Origin of the sequence: Shewanella sp. W3-18-1 (assembly GCF_000015185.1) — a bacterium.
GTDB lineage: Bacteria > Pseudomonadota > Gammaproteobacteria > Enterobacterales > Shewanellaceae > Shewanella > Shewanella putrefaciens.
On record NC_008750.1, the window covers coordinates 2,751,621 to 2,771,936 of the forward strand.

Annotated in this window: 15 protein-coding genes and 4 tRNA genes; 11 read left to right on the forward strand and 8 right to left on the reverse strand. The window is 43.1% G+C overall.

Translation table 11 applies throughout. The features are described 5' to 3' along the window. The first annotated feature begins 115 nt into the window (after positions 1–115). The gene (locus SPUTW3181_RS12445; protein WP_011789676.1) at positions 116–1,849 is read left to right on the forward strand and encodes an AAA family ATPase; all 1,734 of its coding nucleotides are present in this window, start codon (positions 116–118) and stop codon (positions 1,847–1,849) included. Positions 1,850–1,923: 74 nt separating this feature from the next. Next, positions 1,924–2,439 carry a bifunctional 3-hydroxydecanoyl-ACP dehydratase/trans-2-decenoyl-ACP isomerase gene (gene fabA / locus SPUTW3181_RS12450; protein WP_011789677.1) on the forward strand — a complete coding sequence of 172 codons (516 nt, stop codon included), beginning with the start codon at positions 1,924–1,926 and terminating at the stop codon, positions 2,437–2,439. Between the two features lie 107 nt (positions 2,440–2,546). Here fabA and rmf read toward each other — a convergent pair whose 3' ends face one another. The 5 genes from rmf to rlmKL form a co-directional block, all read right to left on the reverse strand. Beyond that, on the reverse strand, positions 2,547–2,723 hold the full coding sequence (gene rmf / locus SPUTW3181_RS12455) for a ribosome modulation factor (RefSeq protein ID WP_006082074.1): 177 nt from the start codon (positions 2,721–2,723) through the stop codon (positions 2,547–2,549). 186 nt (positions 2,724–2,909) lie between these two features. Continuing rightward, positions 2,910–4,742 (reverse strand): DUF3466 family protein, encoded by a 1,833-nt coding sequence (locus tag SPUTW3181_RS12460; protein WP_011789678.1) that lies wholly within the window; start codon positions 4,740–4,742, stop codon positions 2,910–2,912. A 28-nt stretch (positions 4,743–4,770) separates the two neighbouring features. Next, positions 4,771–6,696 carry an ABC transporter ATP-binding protein gene (locus tag SPUTW3181_RS12465; protein WP_011789679.1) on the reverse strand — a complete coding sequence of 642 codons (1,926 nt, stop codon included), beginning with the start codon at positions 6,694–6,696 and terminating at the stop codon, positions 4,771–4,773. A 1-nt stretch (position 6,697) separates the two neighbouring features. Next, positions 6,698–6,958: a glutaredoxin family protein gene (locus tag SPUTW3181_RS12470; RefSeq protein ID WP_011789680.1), complete on the reverse strand. Its 261-nt coding sequence runs from the start codon at positions 6,956–6,958 to the stop codon at positions 6,698–6,700. Further along, complete coding sequence (gene rlmKL / locus SPUTW3181_RS12475) at positions 6,951–9,080, reverse strand: bifunctional 23S rRNA (guanine(2069)-N(7))-methyltransferase RlmK/23S rRNA (guanine(2445)-N(2))-methyltransferase RlmL (RefSeq protein ID WP_011789681.1); 2,130 nt, start codon at positions 9,078–9,080, stop codon at positions 6,951–6,953. Before rlmKL ends, SPUTW3181_RS12470 begins: the two co-directional genes overlap by 8 nt. A gap of 257 nt (positions 9,081–9,337) precedes the next feature. On the opposite strand from rlmKL, the gene SPUTW3181_RS12480 reads away from it, so the two are divergent. The 8 genes from SPUTW3181_RS12480 to atcC all read left to right on the forward strand — a co-directional run bounded on the left by SPUTW3181_RS12480 (position 9,338) and on the right by atcC (position 12,992). Beyond that, positions 9,338–9,414, forward strand: a tRNA-Met gene (locus SPUTW3181_RS12480). Positions 9,415–9,455: 41 nt separating this feature from the next. Continuing rightward, positions 9,456–9,532 (forward strand) — tRNA-Met (locus SPUTW3181_RS12485). A gap of 239 nt (positions 9,533–9,771) precedes the next feature. After that, a tRNA-Met gene (locus SPUTW3181_RS12490) sits at positions 9,772–9,848 on the forward strand. A gap of 141 nt (positions 9,849–9,989) precedes the next feature. After that, positions 9,990–10,066 (forward strand) — tRNA-Met (locus SPUTW3181_RS12495). A 422-nt stretch (positions 10,067–10,488) separates the two neighbouring features. Next, the gene (locus tag SPUTW3181_RS12500) at positions 10,489–10,773 is read left to right on the forward strand and encodes a J domain-containing protein (protein WP_006081330.1); all 285 of its coding nucleotides are present in this window, start codon (positions 10,489–10,491) and stop codon (positions 10,771–10,773) included. Positions 10,774–10,795: 22 nt separating this feature from the next. Continuing rightward, complete coding sequence (gene atcA / locus SPUTW3181_RS12505; protein ID WP_011789682.1) at positions 10,796–11,326, forward strand: cold adaptation protein AtcA; 531 nt, start codon at positions 10,796–10,798, stop codon at positions 11,324–11,326. After that, complete coding sequence (atcB, locus tag SPUTW3181_RS12510; RefSeq protein WP_006086363.1) at positions 11,326–12,084, forward strand: cold adaptation protein AtcB; 759 nt, start codon at positions 11,326–11,328, stop codon at positions 12,082–12,084. The genes atcA and atcB overlap by 1 nt, the downstream gene beginning before the upstream one ends. 11 nt (positions 12,085–12,095) lie before the next feature. Next, the gene (gene atcC / locus SPUTW3181_RS12515) at positions 12,096–12,992 is read left to right on the forward strand and encodes a cold adaptation protein AtcC (protein WP_011789683.1); all 897 of its coding nucleotides are present in this window, start codon (positions 12,096–12,098) and stop codon (positions 12,990–12,992) included. A gap of 209 nt (positions 12,993–13,201) precedes the next feature. On the opposite strand, the gene SPUTW3181_RS12520 is transcribed toward atcC, so the two are convergent. Further along, complete coding sequence (locus SPUTW3181_RS12520) at positions 13,202–13,594, reverse strand: DUF6678 family protein (protein ID WP_011789684.1); 393 nt, start codon at positions 13,592–13,594, stop codon at positions 13,202–13,204. Between the two features lie 1,005 nt (positions 13,595–14,599). Then, the gene (locus SPUTW3181_RS12525) at positions 14,600–16,360 is read right to left on the reverse strand and encodes a retron Ec67 family RNA-directed DNA polymerase/endonuclease (protein ID WP_011789685.1); all 1,761 of its coding nucleotides are present in this window, start codon (positions 16,358–16,360) and stop codon (positions 14,600–14,602) included. Positions 16,361–16,824: 464 nt separating this feature from the next. Between SPUTW3181_RS12525 and SPUTW3181_RS21995 the strand changes: the two genes are divergently transcribed. After that, complete coding sequence (locus SPUTW3181_RS21995; protein ID WP_198133638.1) at positions 16,825–16,980, forward strand: hypothetical protein; 156 nt, start codon at positions 16,825–16,827, stop codon at positions 16,978–16,980. A 255-nt stretch (positions 16,981–17,235) separates the two neighbouring features. On the opposite strand, the gene SPUTW3181_RS12530 is transcribed toward SPUTW3181_RS21995, so the two are convergent. Next, on the reverse strand, positions 17,236–20,070 hold the full coding sequence (locus tag SPUTW3181_RS12530; protein WP_011789686.1) for an ExeM/NucH family extracellular endonuclease: 2,835 nt from the start codon (positions 20,068–20,070) through the stop codon (positions 17,236–17,238). Between the last annotated feature and the right edge of the window lie 246 nt (positions 20,071–20,316).

Below are 20,316 nucleotides of genomic sequence, written 5' to 3' on the forward strand. Positions count from 1 at the left end.
GCCCAGTAGATTTTAATCAATAAAAAGATAAACACGCGCAAAAATACCTATACAGTGAGAGATTTGTTGTCTTGGTATGGTAAAATCGGCGTAACTTTTCACGGTAAATGCTTATATGAATTCACTCTTGATATCGACTTCTTCACTCGCACCTGAATTTAGCCTCCCCTCCCTATCTCAGTCGGCTGCCAATTTAAGCGCCTTACTCTTAGGGCAAGAGCGTGCTGTAGATGCGTTTAAACTGCACAATGCCATAGCAGAACAACAACTCTATCTTGCCGATTTTCCCGGTATTGATCGCCATTTAATGATACGTGCGCTGATGGATACCTTGACTCCTATATCCACGGCTTATCTTGTTGCAACTCGGCCTGTAGATGAAGCGATACAATTTCAATGGCAACACGAGCAACCATTAGACAACCAAGGTTGCATTGCAGAAAAGAATGTCCTTTATCGTTATTTAAGCGGCAATATTCGACGAGTCGATTTACTCGGAAGAATGGTGCAATCGGGTAATAGCAGTAAATACCAAGCAGGTGCGCTCGCACAATGTCATTATCTGTTTATTTGCGCAGAATCATTGTGGAAACGTGAGAACTTGTGGGATTTAGTCATGCAAATCCTCACACAAAAAGAGTATCAAATTAGCAGTACCTTAAGCCCAGTACCATTAAATTGTAAAATAGTGCTAGTGGGCGCAGGGATGATTTATAGTCAAGTGCGCTCTGAGGATTGGCAATTTCAGCGTCATTTTACCCTCTTAGCAGAACTCGCCAGTGAAATAGACCTAATGCGCTATAAAGAATCACAATACGCAGCATGGTTACAAACTGTAGCGCAAAGTGTCGATGTAACATTAGAACAGTCAAGTCTGGCGCCACTATTTCGTTACAGCGCACGCTTAACAGAACATCAACGTCGTCTAAGTTTATCTATGCTCGATTTTGCTCAGTTGATGGCACAAGCTAAAGCCTACCGTGGCAAACCTAGCATCAATGCTAGCGACATTGAATATGCCCTGTCCCAAGCTAATTATCGTCATAACAGCTCCGAAGAATTTTCAGGTCAGAGTTTTGATGACAATTTCATAAATCTGCCAACAACAGGGGCTATGGTAGGACAGATAAACGGCCTAACCGTGATTGATGCGATTGATTATAGTTATGGTGAACCCGCACGCATCACCGCATCGGTACACTATGGGGATGGTGAGGTTGCAGATATTGAAAGAAAATCTGAACTTGGTGGGAATATTCATGCCAAAGGGATGATGATCCTATCGGCCTGCTTATACCGCATCTTCGGTAGAGATGCACCATTACACCTCAATGCCAATATTGTATTTGAGCAATCATACCAAGAAATCGATGGTGATAGTGCGTCGCTAGCGGAATATTGCTGCCTTATGTCGGCGATTGCAGAGCAGCCCATTATTCAATCTTTAGCCATCACTGGAGCACTCGATCAATTCGGTAATGTACAAGCTATTGGTGGCATTAACGAAAAAATTGAAGGCTTTTTTAATTTATGTGAACGGCGAGGCTTAACGGGTGAGCAAGGCGTGATTATGCCTAGATCGAATATTTTACAACTTAACCTCGACCCAAAAGTGATAACAGCTGTAGGCAAAGGCTTATTCCATATCTATGCTATTGAGCATATGGATGAAGCCGTTGAACTACTGATGCAAATGCCCGCGGGTGTTGCCGACGAAGATAATGATTTCCCACATGATTCTTTGTATGGTTTAGTGCAAGAAAGACTGGATAAGCTTGCGGGTAATGGAGAAGAGGAAATTGGCATAATGACGAGGTTACTCGCAAAATTGGGATTATTTCGTCGTTAATTAGCTGATCGGAGTTGTTTAGCTTACACGTGTTCGCTAATCTTGGCGGTTCTTATTGCTGGAGTAGTAAAATAATGAATAAAGCAAACAGTTTCAATAAAGAAGAACTCATCGCCTGTGGCCATGGGAAATTATTTGGTCCAAACTCCCCTCGCCTTCCTGTTGATAATATGCTGATGATCGATAGAATCGTCACTATCAATGATAATGGTGGCGAGTTTGGAAAAGGTGAAATTGTCGCTGAACTCGATATTAATCCAGAATTATGGTTTTTTGACTGTCATTTTATTAGCGATCCCGTTATGCCTGGTTGTTTAGGCCTTGATGCCATGTGGCAATTAGTAGGGTTCTATTTAGGCTGGGAAGGTGCTGAAGGTAAAGGTCGTGCACTGGGCGTTGGTGAAGTGAAGTTTACTGGTCAAGTGCTACCCGGTGCGAAAAAGGTTACCTATAAACTGAATATCAAACGCACAATCCACCGAAAACTCGTCATGGGAATTGCCGATGCAATTCTTGAAGTTGATGGTCGTCAAATCTACAGCGCAACCGATCTCAAAGTCGGTGTATTTAGTGATACATCAACCTTCTAATTATCTTTTGCTACATTTTTTATAGATACAAAAATGCCCTCATCTGAGGGCAATGTGCTGCATTACTTCGTTTGTTCTGGGCTATTTAATTAACGAGCTAAACTCAGTTATTTATTAAATAGCCCATTAACTCGGCCATCCACACCTTCACGCCAACCGCCTAACCACTGCGATCGCGAATCAAGATTTGCATAAGGACAGAGCTCCTTAGAGCGCCCACCAACACCAGCTTGGAATCCTTTTGAAAAAGCTCTGTCTAAACGATCTCGTTTTTGTCTTTTCATGCAAGCGTCCTCTGTTCTACGTGAAATAGAAGCAAAAGCTTCACCCATAGAAATAGTGCTTTTTGTCCCCAAGATCAATCAAAAAATCGCTCATTATATCGACTATTTTTTAAACTATTGAGATCCTAGTTAAAAAAAATCGAGACATTTAGCCTCGATTTTATTAATCTGAATTTAAGCTTAAAACTAGCGAACGCGGCGACGGAACCAAATCAATGGTAACGCAAAAAGCCAAGCTAAAGACGCGGCTCCCTTACGTTCATAGTTGCCCGTATCCGTACTATCATCTATTGGACAAGCTTCACCATTGGCTATAGGCTTAAGCACGACCATACGCGGAATATAAGCGGTAACAGGCTCTCCACTACCACTTAATTCGAATAACGGTAATCCATTCTCGCCAACCACAACATTACCGCTGCTATCAAACTGGTATGAAGGTTTACGAACAAAAGCCGTACCTACAATAGTGCCCTCTTCGTTAATACTGGACGCTTCAACCACAAGGATATCGGTATTGTATGTTAGTGTCTTACCTGAACCATCTTGAACTGCGACTTTATGGCGATTCCAGTTACCACTACCGTCTTTTTCAAATCCTTTAGATTCACATGTCAGCAACTTATTAAGATTACTAAACTCACCCGTTGACTTCTCATATAAGAAGCCCGCCTTCGGACGTGGTTTTTCTTTATCATAGGTGGTTTCAATATAACCAACTACTTGGCCATTATTATTAATATCTTTAGGCTTACTCGATAAATCCGTTGGCTTAGAGGCAAAATCATTTGGCGTCACAGGGCTGACATCCGGCGTATTAATATCAAAATAGAAGAACTTATCACGCAAATAACCTTGGATATAGCTGCGGTAGCTACCAACAACAATACCATTATCATTGATATCATAGGCAATAGAGCTGGCAACTGAGTTTGACATCGGGATCCAATGATATTGATAGTTACCTTCGGCATCCTTAATCCAATAAGCCGCATCTTGCGCTAGGGACTTACTATTTCCATTACGATATACATGGGAACGACCGACAATAACATCATTATCATTTAAACCGAGCGCCTGCGCGGTATAAGTTAAGGTGTCATCACTCGCGGGCGTAAATCCAAGGGGTAAAACCGTACCTGTCGCAGTGTTATCATCCTCAATTTTCCACACATAGGCACGTGTTTGATATTGAATATTGCGAGTTCCAGATGAGTTGGGATATTGCTCACGTTGAACACATACATCCAATGGCAAGGTATTATCTGTGCTTAAACAGTGAGTCACGCGATCGCTACCATATTTACTGATATCAGTACTCGCATAACCCGCTACGAGGTTATTGTTGTTGATAGCCGTTGCCGCCGACCACCCCCCCAACTCAACCGTTTCATCATCCTTAACGTATTGGGTATAAGGGGGAAGAAGCGGTATTTCAGCATCACTGGATTTAGCCACGCCACGGGATTCATAGTCGCGGTAATACCAATAATCATCAGTAGCATCGGTAGTTGCAGTATTCTCAACCTTTTTCTCAGGAGCGGTCATGCTGCCTACTTTGATACCCGAATCGCTAATACCATAATAAAAGGTATCAACTGAATTAGTCACAGTAGTATCACGCGGTGGAGTTGTGCCATTTATACTATCAAAAGTGGGTAACCAAGGATTAGATGTATCGTCGTTTTCCTTAGCTATAAAGGCAAAGTTGTTGGCAACTATTGCTGTAGTGATGGAATAAGTGATGGTTTCCTCTGGTGCGATACCATCTTCAACATCAATCACTCCACCGTCCACATCGGTAGTGTTGAGTTTTTTCTTACCCTTTGAAATACCGACTAATTCATCATTAGCATTCACACCTAACGCATACCCGTTACGAGTGCCTTCAAGCGTACCTAGTAGATCATAATTATCAATATTTACAATTTCATAGACAGGTGCAGCATGGGCACTGTTCAATACACCAAGGACACCTAAGGCAACCAAGGACAGGGCTTTATCCAACTTTGACTTCATTAATTCTATTCCCATTTTTATTATTGGCTTACTTCAATGACTCAAGCTCTTCCCATCGCTCGAAGCAAACTTCCAATTGTTTTTCTTTATCCGCCAACTGGCTTAATACCTGATTGACTTTATCTTGCGCCTGACTATAGAAATCGGGGTTACCAATCGTGGTTTGCAGTGCGAGGATGTCTTCCTCCAACTGTTCCATCAGACTAGGCAATGACTCTAACTCACGCTGTAACTTATACGACAGTTTTTTCGCAACTTTGGCAACTTCTGCCACCTTAACGTCAGCAGCTTTGATTGGTACTGCAGGAGCTTCGACCGTCTTTTGTGAACTAGGTTCCTCAGAATAAAACTTAGCTCCCTGATCGACCGCATCCTGATAACCACCCACATATTCGCTCCAGTGGCCATTACCTGCATACCACCAGCTGCTCGTCACTGTGTTGTCAATAAACGCTCTATCGTGGCTCACTAGCAATAGAGTGCCTTGATATTCAGTCAGCAGCGACTCTAGCAATTCTAGGGTCTCAATATCAAGATCGTTTGTAGGTTCGTCGAGAATGATTAAGTTTGCAGGACGGATCAATAACTTTGCGAGTAATAAACGGTTTTTCTCACCACCCGATAAGGCTTTAACAGGTGTTCTTGCTCGCATTGGAGAAAACAAAAAATCCTGCAAATAACTTAAAATATGGCGGTCTTGCCCATTGATTGTGATGGTTTTTTTACCTTCACCGACGTTATCTTCAACTGTTTGTTCAGGATCTAAGGCTTCACGGTATTGATCAAAATAGGCAATTTCTAGCTTAGTGCCGACTTTGACTTCACCAGACTGAGGTTGCAACTTTTCAATCAGCAACTTAATTAGTGTGGATTTACCACAACCGTTCGGCCCAATAAGTGCAATGCGATCGCCTCGGATCACAGTAGTGTTAAAGTTTTTCACCAGATTTTTATCCGGCAAATTATAATTTAACTCTTTTACATCAAAGACTAACTTGCCTGAACGCTCTGTATCAGACACCGCCATTTTAGCGTTACCTTGACGATTCAAACGCTCGCTACGCTCTTGGCGAAGCGCTTTAAGTGCGCGTACACGTCCTTCATTACGGGTACGTCTAGCTTTAACACCTTGACGGATCCACACTTCTTCATCGGCTAGACGCTTGTCAAACAAGGCATTTTTATCAGCCTCAACCCGCAACCATTCCTGCTTACCATCAAGGTAAGCTTGATAGTTGCCCGGCCATGACGTGATGACACCACGATCTAAATCCACAATGCGCGTCGCCATACGGGCAATAAAGCCCCTATCGTGGCTGATAAAGACGATAGCGCCTTGATAATCAAGTAGAAATTTTTCTAGCCATTCGATGGTATCAATATCTAAGTGGTTGGTTGGCTCATCAAGCAACAATAGATCGGGCTCACTCACAAGCGCACGAGCCAGCGCCACTTTACGCTGCCAACCACCAGACAACTCACTTAAGGATTTATCAGGATCGAGACCGAGTAATTCACAATTTTGCTGAATACGTGAATCTAACTGCCAGCCGTTGTAGTGATCTAAGGTTTCCTGCAGACCTTGCATCTCATTTAGCATGCGATCCATCAGTTCAGGTGAGACATGGGCCACATCGTGGGATAATTGATGATAACGCTCAAGCGCTTCACCCACTTCCTTAAGACCTGCCGCAATGTAGGCATAAACCGTACCTTGCTCTGCCTTAGGTGGATCTTGCTGTAAACGGTTGACAGAAACATTACCATCAATGTTAAACTCACCTTCATCCAGCAATACATCACCGGATAGAATCTTCAGCAAGCTCGACTTGCCAGCACCATTTCGCCCCACTATACACACGCGCTCACCGCGTTCAATGGTAAAATCCGCATTCTGCAGCAGCGGTGTGTAACCATAGGCTAAAGAGCCATTATTGATACGAACCAGACTCAAACTAAGCTCCTATAAACTTTTGTAATTGCGTTGCGTCAAATGGCCAAAATAAACATCTGTCGTCCACGGCTTTTAGCACAGGGATCGACACCCCATAACGCTCCGCGAGTATTTCATCATCACAAATATCGATGGTTTGAAACGCTATACCAGCATCTTTTAATAGCACAACTGCCAATTCACACAGATGGCATCCCTCCGTGTGATATAGCATATAGTCCCGATGTAATTCAGCTGAAAGCTCAGCCTCACGTTCAGGCATGGGTAATTAACCAAGTATTGTGAATATGAGGATTACGTTTGTAATCCATTGGCAGCGTGATGTCGTCAATGTTCTTAACCGTGATGTTCATCTTAGTCAGTGTTTCTATGTCCATCTTAAACTTACGTTTATTGTTGGAGAAAACTAACTCGCCAGTAGGACTTAATAACTTCACTAAAGCGCTAAGTAAATTGACATGATCCCGCTGCACATCGAATGAATCTTCCATCCGTTTTGAGTTAGAGAATGTCGGCGGATCAATAAAAATCAAATCAAATTGTTCATTACAATCACGGATCCACTGTAAACAATCCGCTTGCACGAATTCATATTGCTTGCCTTGCAGCCCATTGAGGGCAAAGTTATCCTTCGCCCAAGCAATATAGGTATTTGACATATCTACCGTTGTAACCGACTTAGCACCACCGAGCGCCGCATGCACAGATGCTGAACCCGTATAAGAAAACAGGTTCAATACTCGCCGTCCCTTAGCTTTTTGACCAACCAGACGACGCGTTAAACGGTGATCAAGGAATAACCCCGTATCTAAATAACCGGTTAAATTCAGCTTAAACTTAGCGCCATATTCAGTAGTGATAAGCTCTAATTTACGCTCATCTAACTTTTGATACTGGCTAGTGCCCTTCTGACGTTCGCGGGTTTTCATGATGATTTTATTAGGATTAATCCCAATCGCTGCGGGTAATGCCAATAACACATCGCTTAATCGACGCTTAGTTACCGCCTCAGGAATGGTCGCAGGTGCCATATATTCCTGCACAATTACATAATCTAAATATTTATCAACGGCCACGTTGTATTCGGGAATATCGGCATCGTAAATACGATAACTATCTATGCCTTCTTTTTGAGCCCACTTTTCTAGTTGCTTAGCATTTTTCTTAATACGGTTGGCAAAGGCGGGCGCGATATCGGCAATGTCCACTCCTTCAGGCAAAACAGGCGTGTCACGGCGAGTACTGTTGGCATGCAGAGTATAGAGGTTAAAGGCACACTCTAATGCGCCATTAAACATCTTCATCTGTTTATCCGCTTTAAGCTTAAGTGATGAGATTAGCTCGATATCACTACAAAGCATGGCGACTTTCCAACCGCCGAATTCTTTTTTAAATTTATCGCCAAGTTGGTAATAAAGTTGCAAAAGTTCGGACACATTCCCCAAACGCTCCCCATAGGGTGGGTTGGTGATAAGATAACCCTCTGCTGCTGGCGGCTCGATATTAAGGGCATTAGCAACCTTAAACTCAATAAGCTCAAGCACTCCCGCATTTTCTGCATTACGCTTTGCAAGCGCAACTAAGCGAGAATCGATATCAGATCCGTAAAATTTAATCTCACAGCGTTTAACCCCCAATGAAGCACGCGCCTTGGCTTCAGCGACAATATCTTGCCACACAGCTTTATCGTGACGACGCCAATGTTCAAAGCCAAAACGATTACGTTGTAGTCCTGGAGCAATATCCGCCGCCATTAACGCCGCTTCAATCAGCACTGTGCCGCTACCACAAAAAGGATCAAGTAAAGTCGTAGGCGCGGCTTGCCAGCCACTTCGCACTAACATATTCGCGGCAAGGTTTTCTTTTAAAGGGGCTTCGCCTGTGGTTGAGCGATATCCCCGTTGATGCAATGATGGTCCAGAGAAGTTCATTGCAATCGTAATCACACCATTACGAAAATGCGCATCGACTTTAAAGTCCGCATCAGTGCGCGACACATTGGGACGTTCGTCACCATCGTCACGGAACCTGTCGACTATGGCATCTTTAATTTTAAGCGCGCCGAACTGGGTGTTATTAATAAAGCCACCCGTACCATGAAAATCGATACTAAAAGTGTTTCTATTAGAGAAATGTGCTGGCCAATCAATACAATAGGCAGCATTGTAGAGTTGCTCTGCCGACTCACAGCTGCCTTTATAAATGACCAACACAATACGGCTGGCTAAACGTGTCCATAACGTAATCCGGTAAGCTAAGGTTAAAGGTGCGGTGAAATACACACCAGCAACACTCTCCTTAATCTCTGTGGCACCAAATTCTGTCAGTTCTTGGGCTAAGCTATATTCAAAGCCCTTAGGGGCAGCGGCAAAAAAATTAAGCATGGGATAATCAATACGCAGTCAAAATCAAAGCGACATTATACCTGCTCGAATACATAAAAGATAAACAGTTATTAACCGAAGTCAGATTTAGTCAGTCAGTTAGTCAGCTTTTAGCGCCCTATAATAGCGAGCCCCGACTCATACTGCGTAAAATCCCCGCACTACGCTCTATATTTGAGCATTCATCCTCTTTTTTAGGATTCGTCCTTGCAATGACTACTCGCTGCCGTTATAGTCTGCCCCGCTTTGAAGACGGACGCGGGATGGAGCAGCATGGTAGCTCGTCGGGCTCATAACCCGAAGGTCGTCGGTTCAAATCCGGCTCCCGCAACCAATTTAAAGCAAAATAGTACAGTAATACAGATAGATATCGGACGCGGGATGGAGCAGCATGGTAGCTCGTCGGGCTCATAACCCGAAGGTCGTCGGTTCAAATCCGGCTCCCGCAACCAATTTAGTGTATTAGTTTATCAATAGAAACAGCTTATCGGGCTCAACTCTTTATAAACAACGGGCGAAGGTAGTCGGTTCAAATCCGGCTCCCGCAACCAATTTAGCGTATTAGTTTATCAATAGAAACAGCTTATCGGGCTCAACTCTTTATAAACAACGGGCGAAGGTCGTCGGTTCAAATCCGGCTCCCGCAACCAATTTAAAGCAAAATAGTACAGTAATACAGATAGATATCGGACGCGGGATGGAGCAGCATGGTAGCTCGTCGGGCTCATAACCCGAAGGTCGTTGGTTCAAATCCAGCTCCCGCAACCAATTTAGAGTATTAGTTTATCAATAGAAACAGCTTATCGGGCTCAACTTCTTTATAAACAACGAGCGAAGGTTGTCGGCTCAAATCCGGCTTCCGCAACCAATTTAAACCAAAGTAGTACAGTAATACAGATAGATATCGGACGCGGGATGGAGCAGCATGGTAGCTCGTCGGGCTCATAACCCGAAGGTCGTCGGTTCAAATCCGGCTCCCGCAACCAATTTAGTGTATTAGTTTATCGATAGAAACAGCTTATCGGGCTCAACTCTTTATAAACAACGGGCGAAGGTCGTTGGTTCAAATCCAGCTCCCGCAACCAATTATCTAATGATCAGGCCAGCTTAATGCTGGTTTTTTTGTATCAAAATCCCGCAAAACTAAGATATAACAAAGATCTAACCAATACATCAGCCAATACTAAATGCTATATACTCCCTATTGTGGCTCGCAAATTCGCACGATCAACATCAGTGTTTTATAAGTTAAGCTAGAGCTGCAAATAGCGACTTGCGTGTTTGCTGCCCCGAGGGGATTTCTGCTATCATCCACGGCTGACTAATCATAATTCCACGAATTTAAAGATAATCAGAGTCAAACCCTTTTTATCTCGCGATATCAGCCCCATCGCCTGCAGGTACAAGTATGATTAACCACTTTAGCGTGCTTGGTATAAAACCCAGTGCCAAAGAAGACGACATTAAAAAAGCCTATCGACGGCTGTCAAACAAATATCATCCCGACAAGTTGTTAGGCGCCTCGGAAGAGGAAAAGCAGCAAGCCGCCGTACAACTTGAACGCGTTAAAAATGCTTATGATGTGTTGTCCGATCCTAAGCGACGTAATGCGTTTATCAAAGATTTCAATAACGTCATAGTGACCGATCCCGCTAGCGCCATGCGCGAGCTGTGGGATCAATTTTATCCTTGAGCGTTTTCTAGAGTAGTGTCAAATGGTCAAAAAACTGAATATCTCACGCATTAATGAGCTAAAAAATAATGCCTACGACAATATCGAGTCCTACGACGATCCCGATACACCTAAAGCGCTAGAGCAATTTACTAGCCAAATCAAAAAGGTGTTAGAAGCCGATCCTAAGATGCTCGATACTGTGCCTGAGTACCTGCCTGTCGCGCTTTACGGTCGAATTAAGTTTCCCGCCGAAGCCAAACTCAAGTGGGCACATTGGATAAACACGGCAACTCAACCCGAGTGGGATGAGTTTAAAGTCACGATTGGCTTTAACAATGCCGATTTACCTTTAGTGTTAGCCGTGCGTGGTTACTCGGAAACCTTACTGATTGAAAGCTGCGCCGTACTGTATTTACTCGAAACTCAAGGTAAAGCAACACCAGCAGCAAAACATCACGACGACGATGAAGATGATGACAACGATTATGTTGGCACCTCAGATAACGACGACGATGATGAAGGCGAAGAGGAAGATGGCTACTACGATCACTACGATGATGAGGACCGCTAATGAACACTAGTCTCATTGAGATTACCGTCGCCGAAATTAAAGAGTTGGCGGACGTAGAGCCAAAACAAGCGAGCAAACGCTTTGAAATCATTGCAAATACCATGAGCGACGAGCAATTAGTCGAAGTCATCGAGCACATGGATATCGTCACGCTGACCCAAATCAACAGTCACCATGATATCTCTTGTCCTTCGATCATGTCTGAACTCATGACCCCAGAACAAATTCGCGACATCGTCTGTCAGCAACCTTTGTACTGGGAAGAAAAAATCAAAAACAATGCCGAAGAACTTATTCAGCATACCTTTGATTTTTTGACCTATTTAATTCGCATCCAAGATAGCGAAGAAAAGCAAACTGCGATTTTAGAATGTATCGCCGAAGATCCTGCGGGCCTCTTCTACCTGTCGATCCCTTTCATCGAAATGATGTTAGGCGAAAAACATGAAGATGAAGACGGCTATACAGATCTCTACGATGACGAAGAAGACACTGAAACCATCGGCTACGACAGCCGCGTCGCCAGTGAAGATGCACACAGCCTTAGCATAGACGATCCACGCAGTCTAATGGCCTTGATCCACGAGCTCGCGCCCGATGTTGAAAAAGCCATTAAGAGTCTGCTGCGTAACGAAAGCTCAGGTTGGGAAATGATCATCAGCAAGTTTGTCAACGAGCTGGTTATTCAAGCCAAAGAGAAAAACCAAGTGACGGATGAATACGCTGAAGTCGATGATATGTTTAGCTTTTTGGATTAAGGAATTATTTGATGCAACTGGTACTGCGTGATGTAGATCAAGGACCCTACCTGAGCAAGGTATTGATCCAAGGCCAAGCAGACGAAACGCTGAGCGGTGAACAGCTGTCACAAATCAAATCCAAAGCCATTTTGATGAGCCTCAAACTGGCCGATAAGTTTTACAACAAGTACAAAATGCACCTGCTCGAACAAGCGGCGCACGATGTCATTGGTGTGGTGAGCCTTGGTTTGATGGAATTATCAAACCAAAACCCGCAGCAGGCGATACGCCTGTTGATCACCGCCGATGGCGTAGTCAAATGCTTCCAAAAAGGCTGGAGCATGCTCAGCACTGTCAGCAAGCATAAACTCATCAACGACAAGTCATTGTACGGTGATGTCGACAAGTTCTTGCTTGAACAAGTGTCTAGCCCGCCCGATGCGGAAGAATGGTTAGGCTATGAAGCCTATCAAGATGCCCTGCTTGAACACCAACGCCAACAGTCAATTGCGGCCCTATTGGCACAGTTTTACGCGCAATCGAGCTATGATCCGCTAGATTTTCTCAATCTAGAGAGTGTATTAGCCGAAGCGGTACTGTATCGATTGTTGTTTGATGGCGCCAAAGTCAGACAGGATTTGAAAAAGCGTATCGGCAAAATCACCTTAAAAGAGGAATGGTTTACCCGTGAGCATATCGAATTGGAAACCCAGAAAGCGTTAGCAGAATTACCCGCAGAACTCGCTGAAACCATCAGTAAAGATCTCGGCAAAAACTTTGCCCCCGCCCTACTGCGTACCCTGCACTTTGCGAAAAGCTACCGCGAACTCTTACTCAGCGATGCTTCACCCGAACGCTTAGAAAGATTCGAACACAAGGAAGGTCTTGTCGGCCTCCTTGGATGGCCACTCTACATAGTACTTTAATCAGTACCTTAATCAGTACCTTAATCAGTACTGTGTTCAGTAGGTCAACGAGTGCTTGAGTCGCTTAAAAATGAGTGCTTTATTGAAAAATAAAGCACTTTTTTAATGTCTTTTGTCTCTATGCCCAATCCCAACAATCAGTATTTAGGTCTCAGTATTTAGTAGTTTTAGCTTTAAAATAAGTGACTTACAGAGATATAACTCTTCAGTTAGATAAATTCTGGAGATTCATCCCTCCTCAGATAACCCCAAATTCTAAACATGCCATTTTCTATCGAATAAGGAATTGAATATTGGGCTAATTGTGCGCTTATAACATCAGAAAAGTCCGTCACTCGATCCGCCACTAATCGGCCTAGCCATTCTCTTTTGAATGGATCAACTTCTAACCACTCAATGGTTTCTGCTATTTCAAGTAACTCGTGCCACCACACGGCAGTAAAACCTGCATTAGGATTTTCATCATAAATCAATTTGTATCGCACATAGGGAATAAAATCTTCAGATCCATTTAATGCCTTTTCAAGCTCGCACCACTTTGTTTTATTCATTACAGACGAAAGCTGATGCTCGTTTACATACTTCAAAACTTCAGAATTCATTTTTTAGTGTCTCAAGCGACTAAGTGAAAAACTAAATGATATAGCTTTAATAGACATATTTTACCAATAAAAACTAATTAAAATGACAGATAAAATGATGGGCAATAAATTAGTCCATCCATTTTAAACCGTGGAGCGCTTATTGGTTTGACCTACTTATATCGGCTTGCCATCGTATTTGCTCGTCGACAGGGTGAATAGAAGCCAAGGGATTCTAAGTTTATGAACGAGAGCCATGGAGGGCGAACTGGCAGTTAAGCATGTATGTTGTTCCAGTCCATCCTAGAATGCCCGTCCGTAGGGGGGATGGTCGTCACGCGAGTCACCATGACACGCCTTTTTGCGCACTAGCATAACCTATATATTTAAAGCGATACGCCGCACGCTTTTGGACAGAAATGTTTGGAGAGCAGTAATTTCAGTTGTTAGAAGTTTAGCGTTTACGGGTATCCACTCGCACAGGCTTGCCATGGCATTAGCTCGTCGACTCGCAGCAAGTCCGTCCTTGGATGCTCGACCGCCCCGTCCATGGGGCGGACAGTCGTCTCGCCAATCACCATGGCACACCTTTCGAGCATTCGCGTAATCTGTAGATTTAAAAGCGTTACGCAGCACGCTTTGGGACAAAAGCGAGCTAGTTTTTTACACTAACAAGTTGGTTTCGGATTAATATTTCTATGGGGTAACGCCTCAAGAAGGTAAAGGCAAAAAATAGTTGGTTAAAAATAGCGTCTTTTTCTTCGGGCCGGAGCTTAGGTATCTACGGCCCCCCCGATTATGTATCAGTGCCTTTGATTATGAGATATATCATCACAAAAACCATTACCATTTGTGATCAAAGGAATAGCTTTTCATTCCGCTTTGAGATGTCTAAAGACCTGATTTTAAAAGTTATTACAAATTTTTGCATCTGTCCAGCCAAAGTATCTTTATCCTTATCAGAATCGCAGAAAAATAATGACACATAAAAATATGTGGAAGTCCTATTATTCGTTTTTTCAATAACTAAATATTTGAAAAATGATTTTTTACTTTTTCAATCTCATCGAAGATGTATTTAAACTTGTTAAAATTAATGTTTTCTTTATCTGATCGTATAACCTTTGTGGAAAAAAGATGTTTACCGTAATGTTTGGTTTCATCAAAATCTTTAGCAGTTGAAAAAGTCTTTCCATTGAGAGTTCTACCAAGAGTTGCTGTATCAAATAGATCCTCCATTGCTGAGTCTTTCCCTCCTACATTAAGAGGTGTTAAAATAAGGTATAGATTATGAAATAAGTGAATAAAGCCACTATTTTTTAATGTAGCTATATCATTAGGGCATGATTTAACTTTGTTTACTAAGTGATTTAATAAATCTTTAGGGCCAGAATCATTATCGAGCACTAGAATAACTGGATTTTGAGCTTTTTTGTTTTCAAAGTGTTTTAAATCATCCGCATACCGTTGGACAAACCGAGTAAATGGTGTTGCACCATCTCCAATATCGAGAAAATACATAGTTTTCCGATTTAAATCAGGAAATTTAAGTTTTGGCGAATATTTTATGTTTGCTGATTTGGGTGTAACTAAATTTGGGTACAAATTTTGGAGTCGATTTAACGCACTTTTTAAGTAGACATTGTCAGTTTTACCTTCAGTTAAAATTGTTGGGAATTCGTTTGCAAAAAAGAGTTTATATTGCAAAAATCTTCCGTAAACCTTTTCTCTTGAGTTCAAGACTCCACGGAATTTGTTAATGCCAGTATGGGCTTTTGGTTCAAATTTGGGCTCAGGATGCTTCTTTTTTTCTAAATTATTATAAAAATCAACCGCATCTATAAAGTTTAGCCGGCCTTCTAACTCCGATATATTACCATCTTTAACGGAGCCATCTTGATCAGTAATTTGAAATTTTCCTGTTTTAAATAGAGTGTGAGCCATAGCTCTTGTTAAGCGCCAATATTCTGATTTAACACTTACTTTTTTGTTTACGACTAAGCCTGTTGCTTCCTGCCTAGAATCTTTAAACTGTAATCTAGTTTTTGATGTGTTTATTGAAAAACCTGCCCGCTTTATTTCACCTAATAGTTTTGAACCTAAAGTTAAACTTTCAACGTTTTTAACTATCGCTATCGGAAAGCATTTTTTCCTAGTTGAAAATGTAATGTCATCAGCATATCTGGTATAAGAACAGCCATTTTTTTTGGCTAATTTTGATAACTTTATATCAAGACTGTTAGTTATGAGATTTGCTATTACTGGAGAACATGGACTACCTTGTGGCAATGTGTCTTTATAGCAGGCTATCTGAGCTATAACTGTTGCAATATGAGGATTCAATTTGAAATCTTTATTGGCAATGAAATATCCTCTAACTCTACCAAAATTGAAACTACCAAAAAAATCTGCCAAATCTAAATTTAATACATTCTTTTTCCCACGATGTATACGTGCATTAGTAATGATGGATTTTTCCCGCTCAAACCCATGTGAAAGAGTGCATTCAATTTTTTTATCAAACTGAATTACCGCTTTGCAATCCAATAGCAAATCTGACAACCTACGTTGTAGATCTTTTAATTCATCTGAGGGTGCACTGATAGTCCTGACACCACCAGATTTTTTAGTAATATCGAATTGATGATAGTGCGAATTTACGTGCGAATTAACACCTGGCTTATACAAAGTATTAGTAAGGAAAGCGGCTGGAACGCCTAATATTAACGCTAACTCAGGTTTAGTTTTAGCCTGTTTAAGCAGTAAATAGTTTCTTCTATGAATCAAATTTCCCCCTAATTATACTTCAACAGAGAAAAGTAGCTCACATGCACTCTTACGCGCCGCGGGCGAGTCATTCAGGAAAGCATATGAAGCGATCCGAGAAGGCGAGTCACTTGGACCATGTTGTCACAGGTTGCGAAACGCAACCAACAAATCTGCATGTGAGCTAATACAAAACATTACAATAAATGGATAATTTTTAAAAGAAATAAAATAGTGAGGACTGTTAGTAAACACCTATTTCTGCCTTTCCTCCACTTTCCTACCCATTGGACGTAAAGTTATGAAGACATGCCATTCTATGTCGCTAAGCTATTTTCTAAGTGTTGCAGAGAGTGAAGCCTGAGTGATATAGGCACTCTGTTGCATTATGATAATTTGGTCAAACTGGAACCTCCGAATTAGTCAGAAGTTACTCTGCTGACACGTAAAGGGGCAATATCTTTTTAGCTAAACGAACAGCAGAAGTGTTAGTTAAGATTGGCATTGTTGCAACTGTGACCGTTGGCGGCATGGATGCCGTCGTCGGGCCCTCAGGGACGAGTTTATGGCGAGTCACAGGGGAAACAATGACAATGAATACAGCACAACTGACGACAAAGTTATCTTGCTTTGGGCATTAGCTTTTCAGCTAATCGAACAGCGATAGGGTTAGTGAGGATTGGCATTGTTGTACCAGTGACCTTCTAAAACATGGATATTTTATTAGAACTCTCAGGGATACTTCTTGTTAAATAAAGAGGCGGCGAGTCACTGGGGAAACAATGAGAATTGATGCGTCACAACTGACAACAACTTTATCTTGCTTTTGGGCAAAAACAAAAGCCCGCGGCGGCGGGCTTTGAGTCACTTAAAATCAGCGGAATAAAAGGACTGACTTAACGGTAAGTCAGTGTCGTGGTATCGGTTAACTTGTCGTTATCTTTAACGGTCAGTTCAACTGTGTGTTGTCCACGACGGGCAAGGCGCAATACCACTTGACCGTTAGCGCGGGTGCCATTATCAAACGTCCATTTATGTTGTTTGATCACACCATCGGTATCGTAGCTCGTCGAAATAAACATATCGACTAACCATAAATTAATACGCTGAATTTGCGCGACTGGCGGTTTTTTCACATTTTCAACAACCACTGTCACCTTTTGGGAGATGCTATGGGTGAGACCATCATTATCCGTCACAGTGAGTGTAACCTGATACTCACCGCTTTGGCGGTAACTGTGAGTGACAACATTCCCTACTGCCACAGTATTATCACCCAAGTTCCACTCCGCAGAAACAATGTGTCCATCACTGTCGCTGGAAGTGGATGTCAGTTGCACAGTCGCACCATTCACCACTTGAGTGAAACTGGCAACTGGCGCCACTTTTTCCGCTTCAAGCAGGAGTGAAATCACCACAGGATCGTGATCCGATGAGCGATAAGCATCGGTTGAGTATAAATCTTGGATTTGAGCGGGCGTCTTAAACTCTTCGTTGTAATCCAATACGCGTGGTTCATCGGTATTAATATGCCACTGTGTTACATCCACCACTTTATCCAGTAACTCGGCGTTTGCTAAAGCATGGTCTAACTGACCCGATTCGGCGGAGAACACATAAGTGTATGGATTGGGTTTTCTAAGCTCAGCAAACAGTTCACTAAAGCCCGCATTAGCCAAGGCTGTTAATGGATCTTCCTTCGCATAGGCGTTCAAATCACCAATCAGCAGCACGCCTTGCTCTGGATATTGCTCGCCTAACCATTGACCAACAGCAGTCGCCGCACGGGTACGAGTGCTATTACAGTTGCCTTGACCGTCGTTAAGATCAGGATCGCCCGCACACTCACTGCCCTTAGATTTAAGGTGATTCACCGCGACAACCACCCCCTCATCACTGCCATTCACACTAAAGGCTTGCGTCAACATTGGACGGTTTCTGGTATCGTTAAACAGGGGTTGTTGATTATCATCTAAGGGTGAATTGGCACTGGAAAGAATGCGCGCAGCACCCTTCGGTGTGACTTTATCACGACGATAAATCAAGCCGACAGTGATGGCATCGGTGCCAATTGCATTTATGCCTGTTGGCGCGATATACGCATAACGCGCCTCACCCACTGCGGCATTTAAACCTGCGACTAAATCAGCAATAGCTGAATTAGCGCCAAAGCCATCGTTTTCGATTTCCATCAAGCCGAATACATCGGCACTAATGCCCACCATGGCACTGACAATCTTGGCCTTTTGCCGCTCAAACTCGCTTAAGGTATTGGCACCACGCGCGGTTGGGAAACCAGCGCCTTGGCCGTCGCCATTGAAGTAGTTAAGCACGTTAAAACTAGCGACTTTTAAATTGCCGCCATCAACCAATGTGGGCGCAACAGGGCGTGGATTTTCCGCCACAAAGCTCACCGTTTCCGTTGGCATAATGCGATACAAATTAAAGCCATAGTGCATCACACCTGTGAGCGATGTGACGCTATCGCCCACACGCACTGTGTTTGATGCGCTAAGCCCAGGGGCGGGGAATTGCACAGGGTCGGGATTCTGCACCGTTAAACCATCATCCAATAAAATACTGTCCCGTTGGTTGGCTGCGCTCACCGCCAGCGCATCTGCGCCCGGTGCAGCGACCTGCGTACCAATAAAGTGACGCTGACTGCCTAATGAAATTTCACCATAACGACCGAGGTTATAGACTTCGTTCACCACTAAATCTTGGCTAAAACGAACACGCATCCCCTCAAAAGGTTCGAAATCATCACTGCTGTTAACGGGTAAAGTCACTACCGCAGCCGTTGGTAGTGCTTGACCTGTGGCACATAACTTGTGCTCAGAGACGGTCGTTAATTCCGTTAAACCTTGATATTCGGTGACTTTTGCTTTTAAACGAATACGATCGCCCGCCACATACGCGGTTGGTGCATTCCCCGTATACACAAACACACCTTCCGAGGTCAGTGGGTCGTTATCGACTTCATGATCAGCCATTTGCATGAAAATGCCTTTAAGACCGGCTTCTTGATTACTGACAACAACCGCCTCAACCACTAAGGTTTGGCCATTAAGCGGGCTTACAGCTCCAGCGCCTTGAAGCGTATGAATCGCCGTGGCATCTTCACCGCACACTAAAGAACTTGGTGGAGGGTCGACTGGATCGGTTGGCGTGCCTGCGCTGAATTTACCAAGATCCGAGATATCATCCTTAGCAAAGCCCAGCCAAGTACTAAAGTTCACCTCATCATCAATAATGGTATCTGCAATCAATAAATTAGGATTACGACGCAGGGTATTGTCTTGGGTGGAAAGCAAACCACTGCCCCACTCTGCTCCCGGATCAACGCCCACTTGACCTAAGCTATCAATCACTTGATTTTGATATGTCAGAACAATGGCATCATCACCATTAAAAAAACTTGCTGTACTCTGTTGATTTGTCACCGCAAGAATATCGGCAGACGCGTCATTATCGGCAACCACATAAGTCGCTCCCGCTGCTAATGAGCCAGTGAGCGCAATAGTCGTACCGACATTGGTGCTGCCATTGAAATAGAAACGCAATTGGTATTGGCTTAAATCAATAACGTCTGTAGTTGGGTTATACAGTTCGATGGCTTTATTGTTGCCACTGCCTTCGACGTATTCAGAAATGATTAAATTATCCGCGCCATGGGCAAGCCCACAGACGCTGCTGATGGCTAACGCCAGCAAAGTTTTCGTGTTAAACATTGAGACCCCTAAATGTATCGTTTTAGTATTGGCTATTGAATGACGATTTAATTGATGCGCTTAAATACTTCCAGACGCAGTACTTCACAAACTGACGATACTATAGGTGAGCAATGTTACAAATTGGCTGCATAAAAGTTGCAACTTAAGATGGATATAACTCATACGATTTAGCGTTCTGGGCTAGGAAGAAAGCAGTACGGGGAATACAGGCCGCCCGATACACAGTACGGCCAAAGATAAACA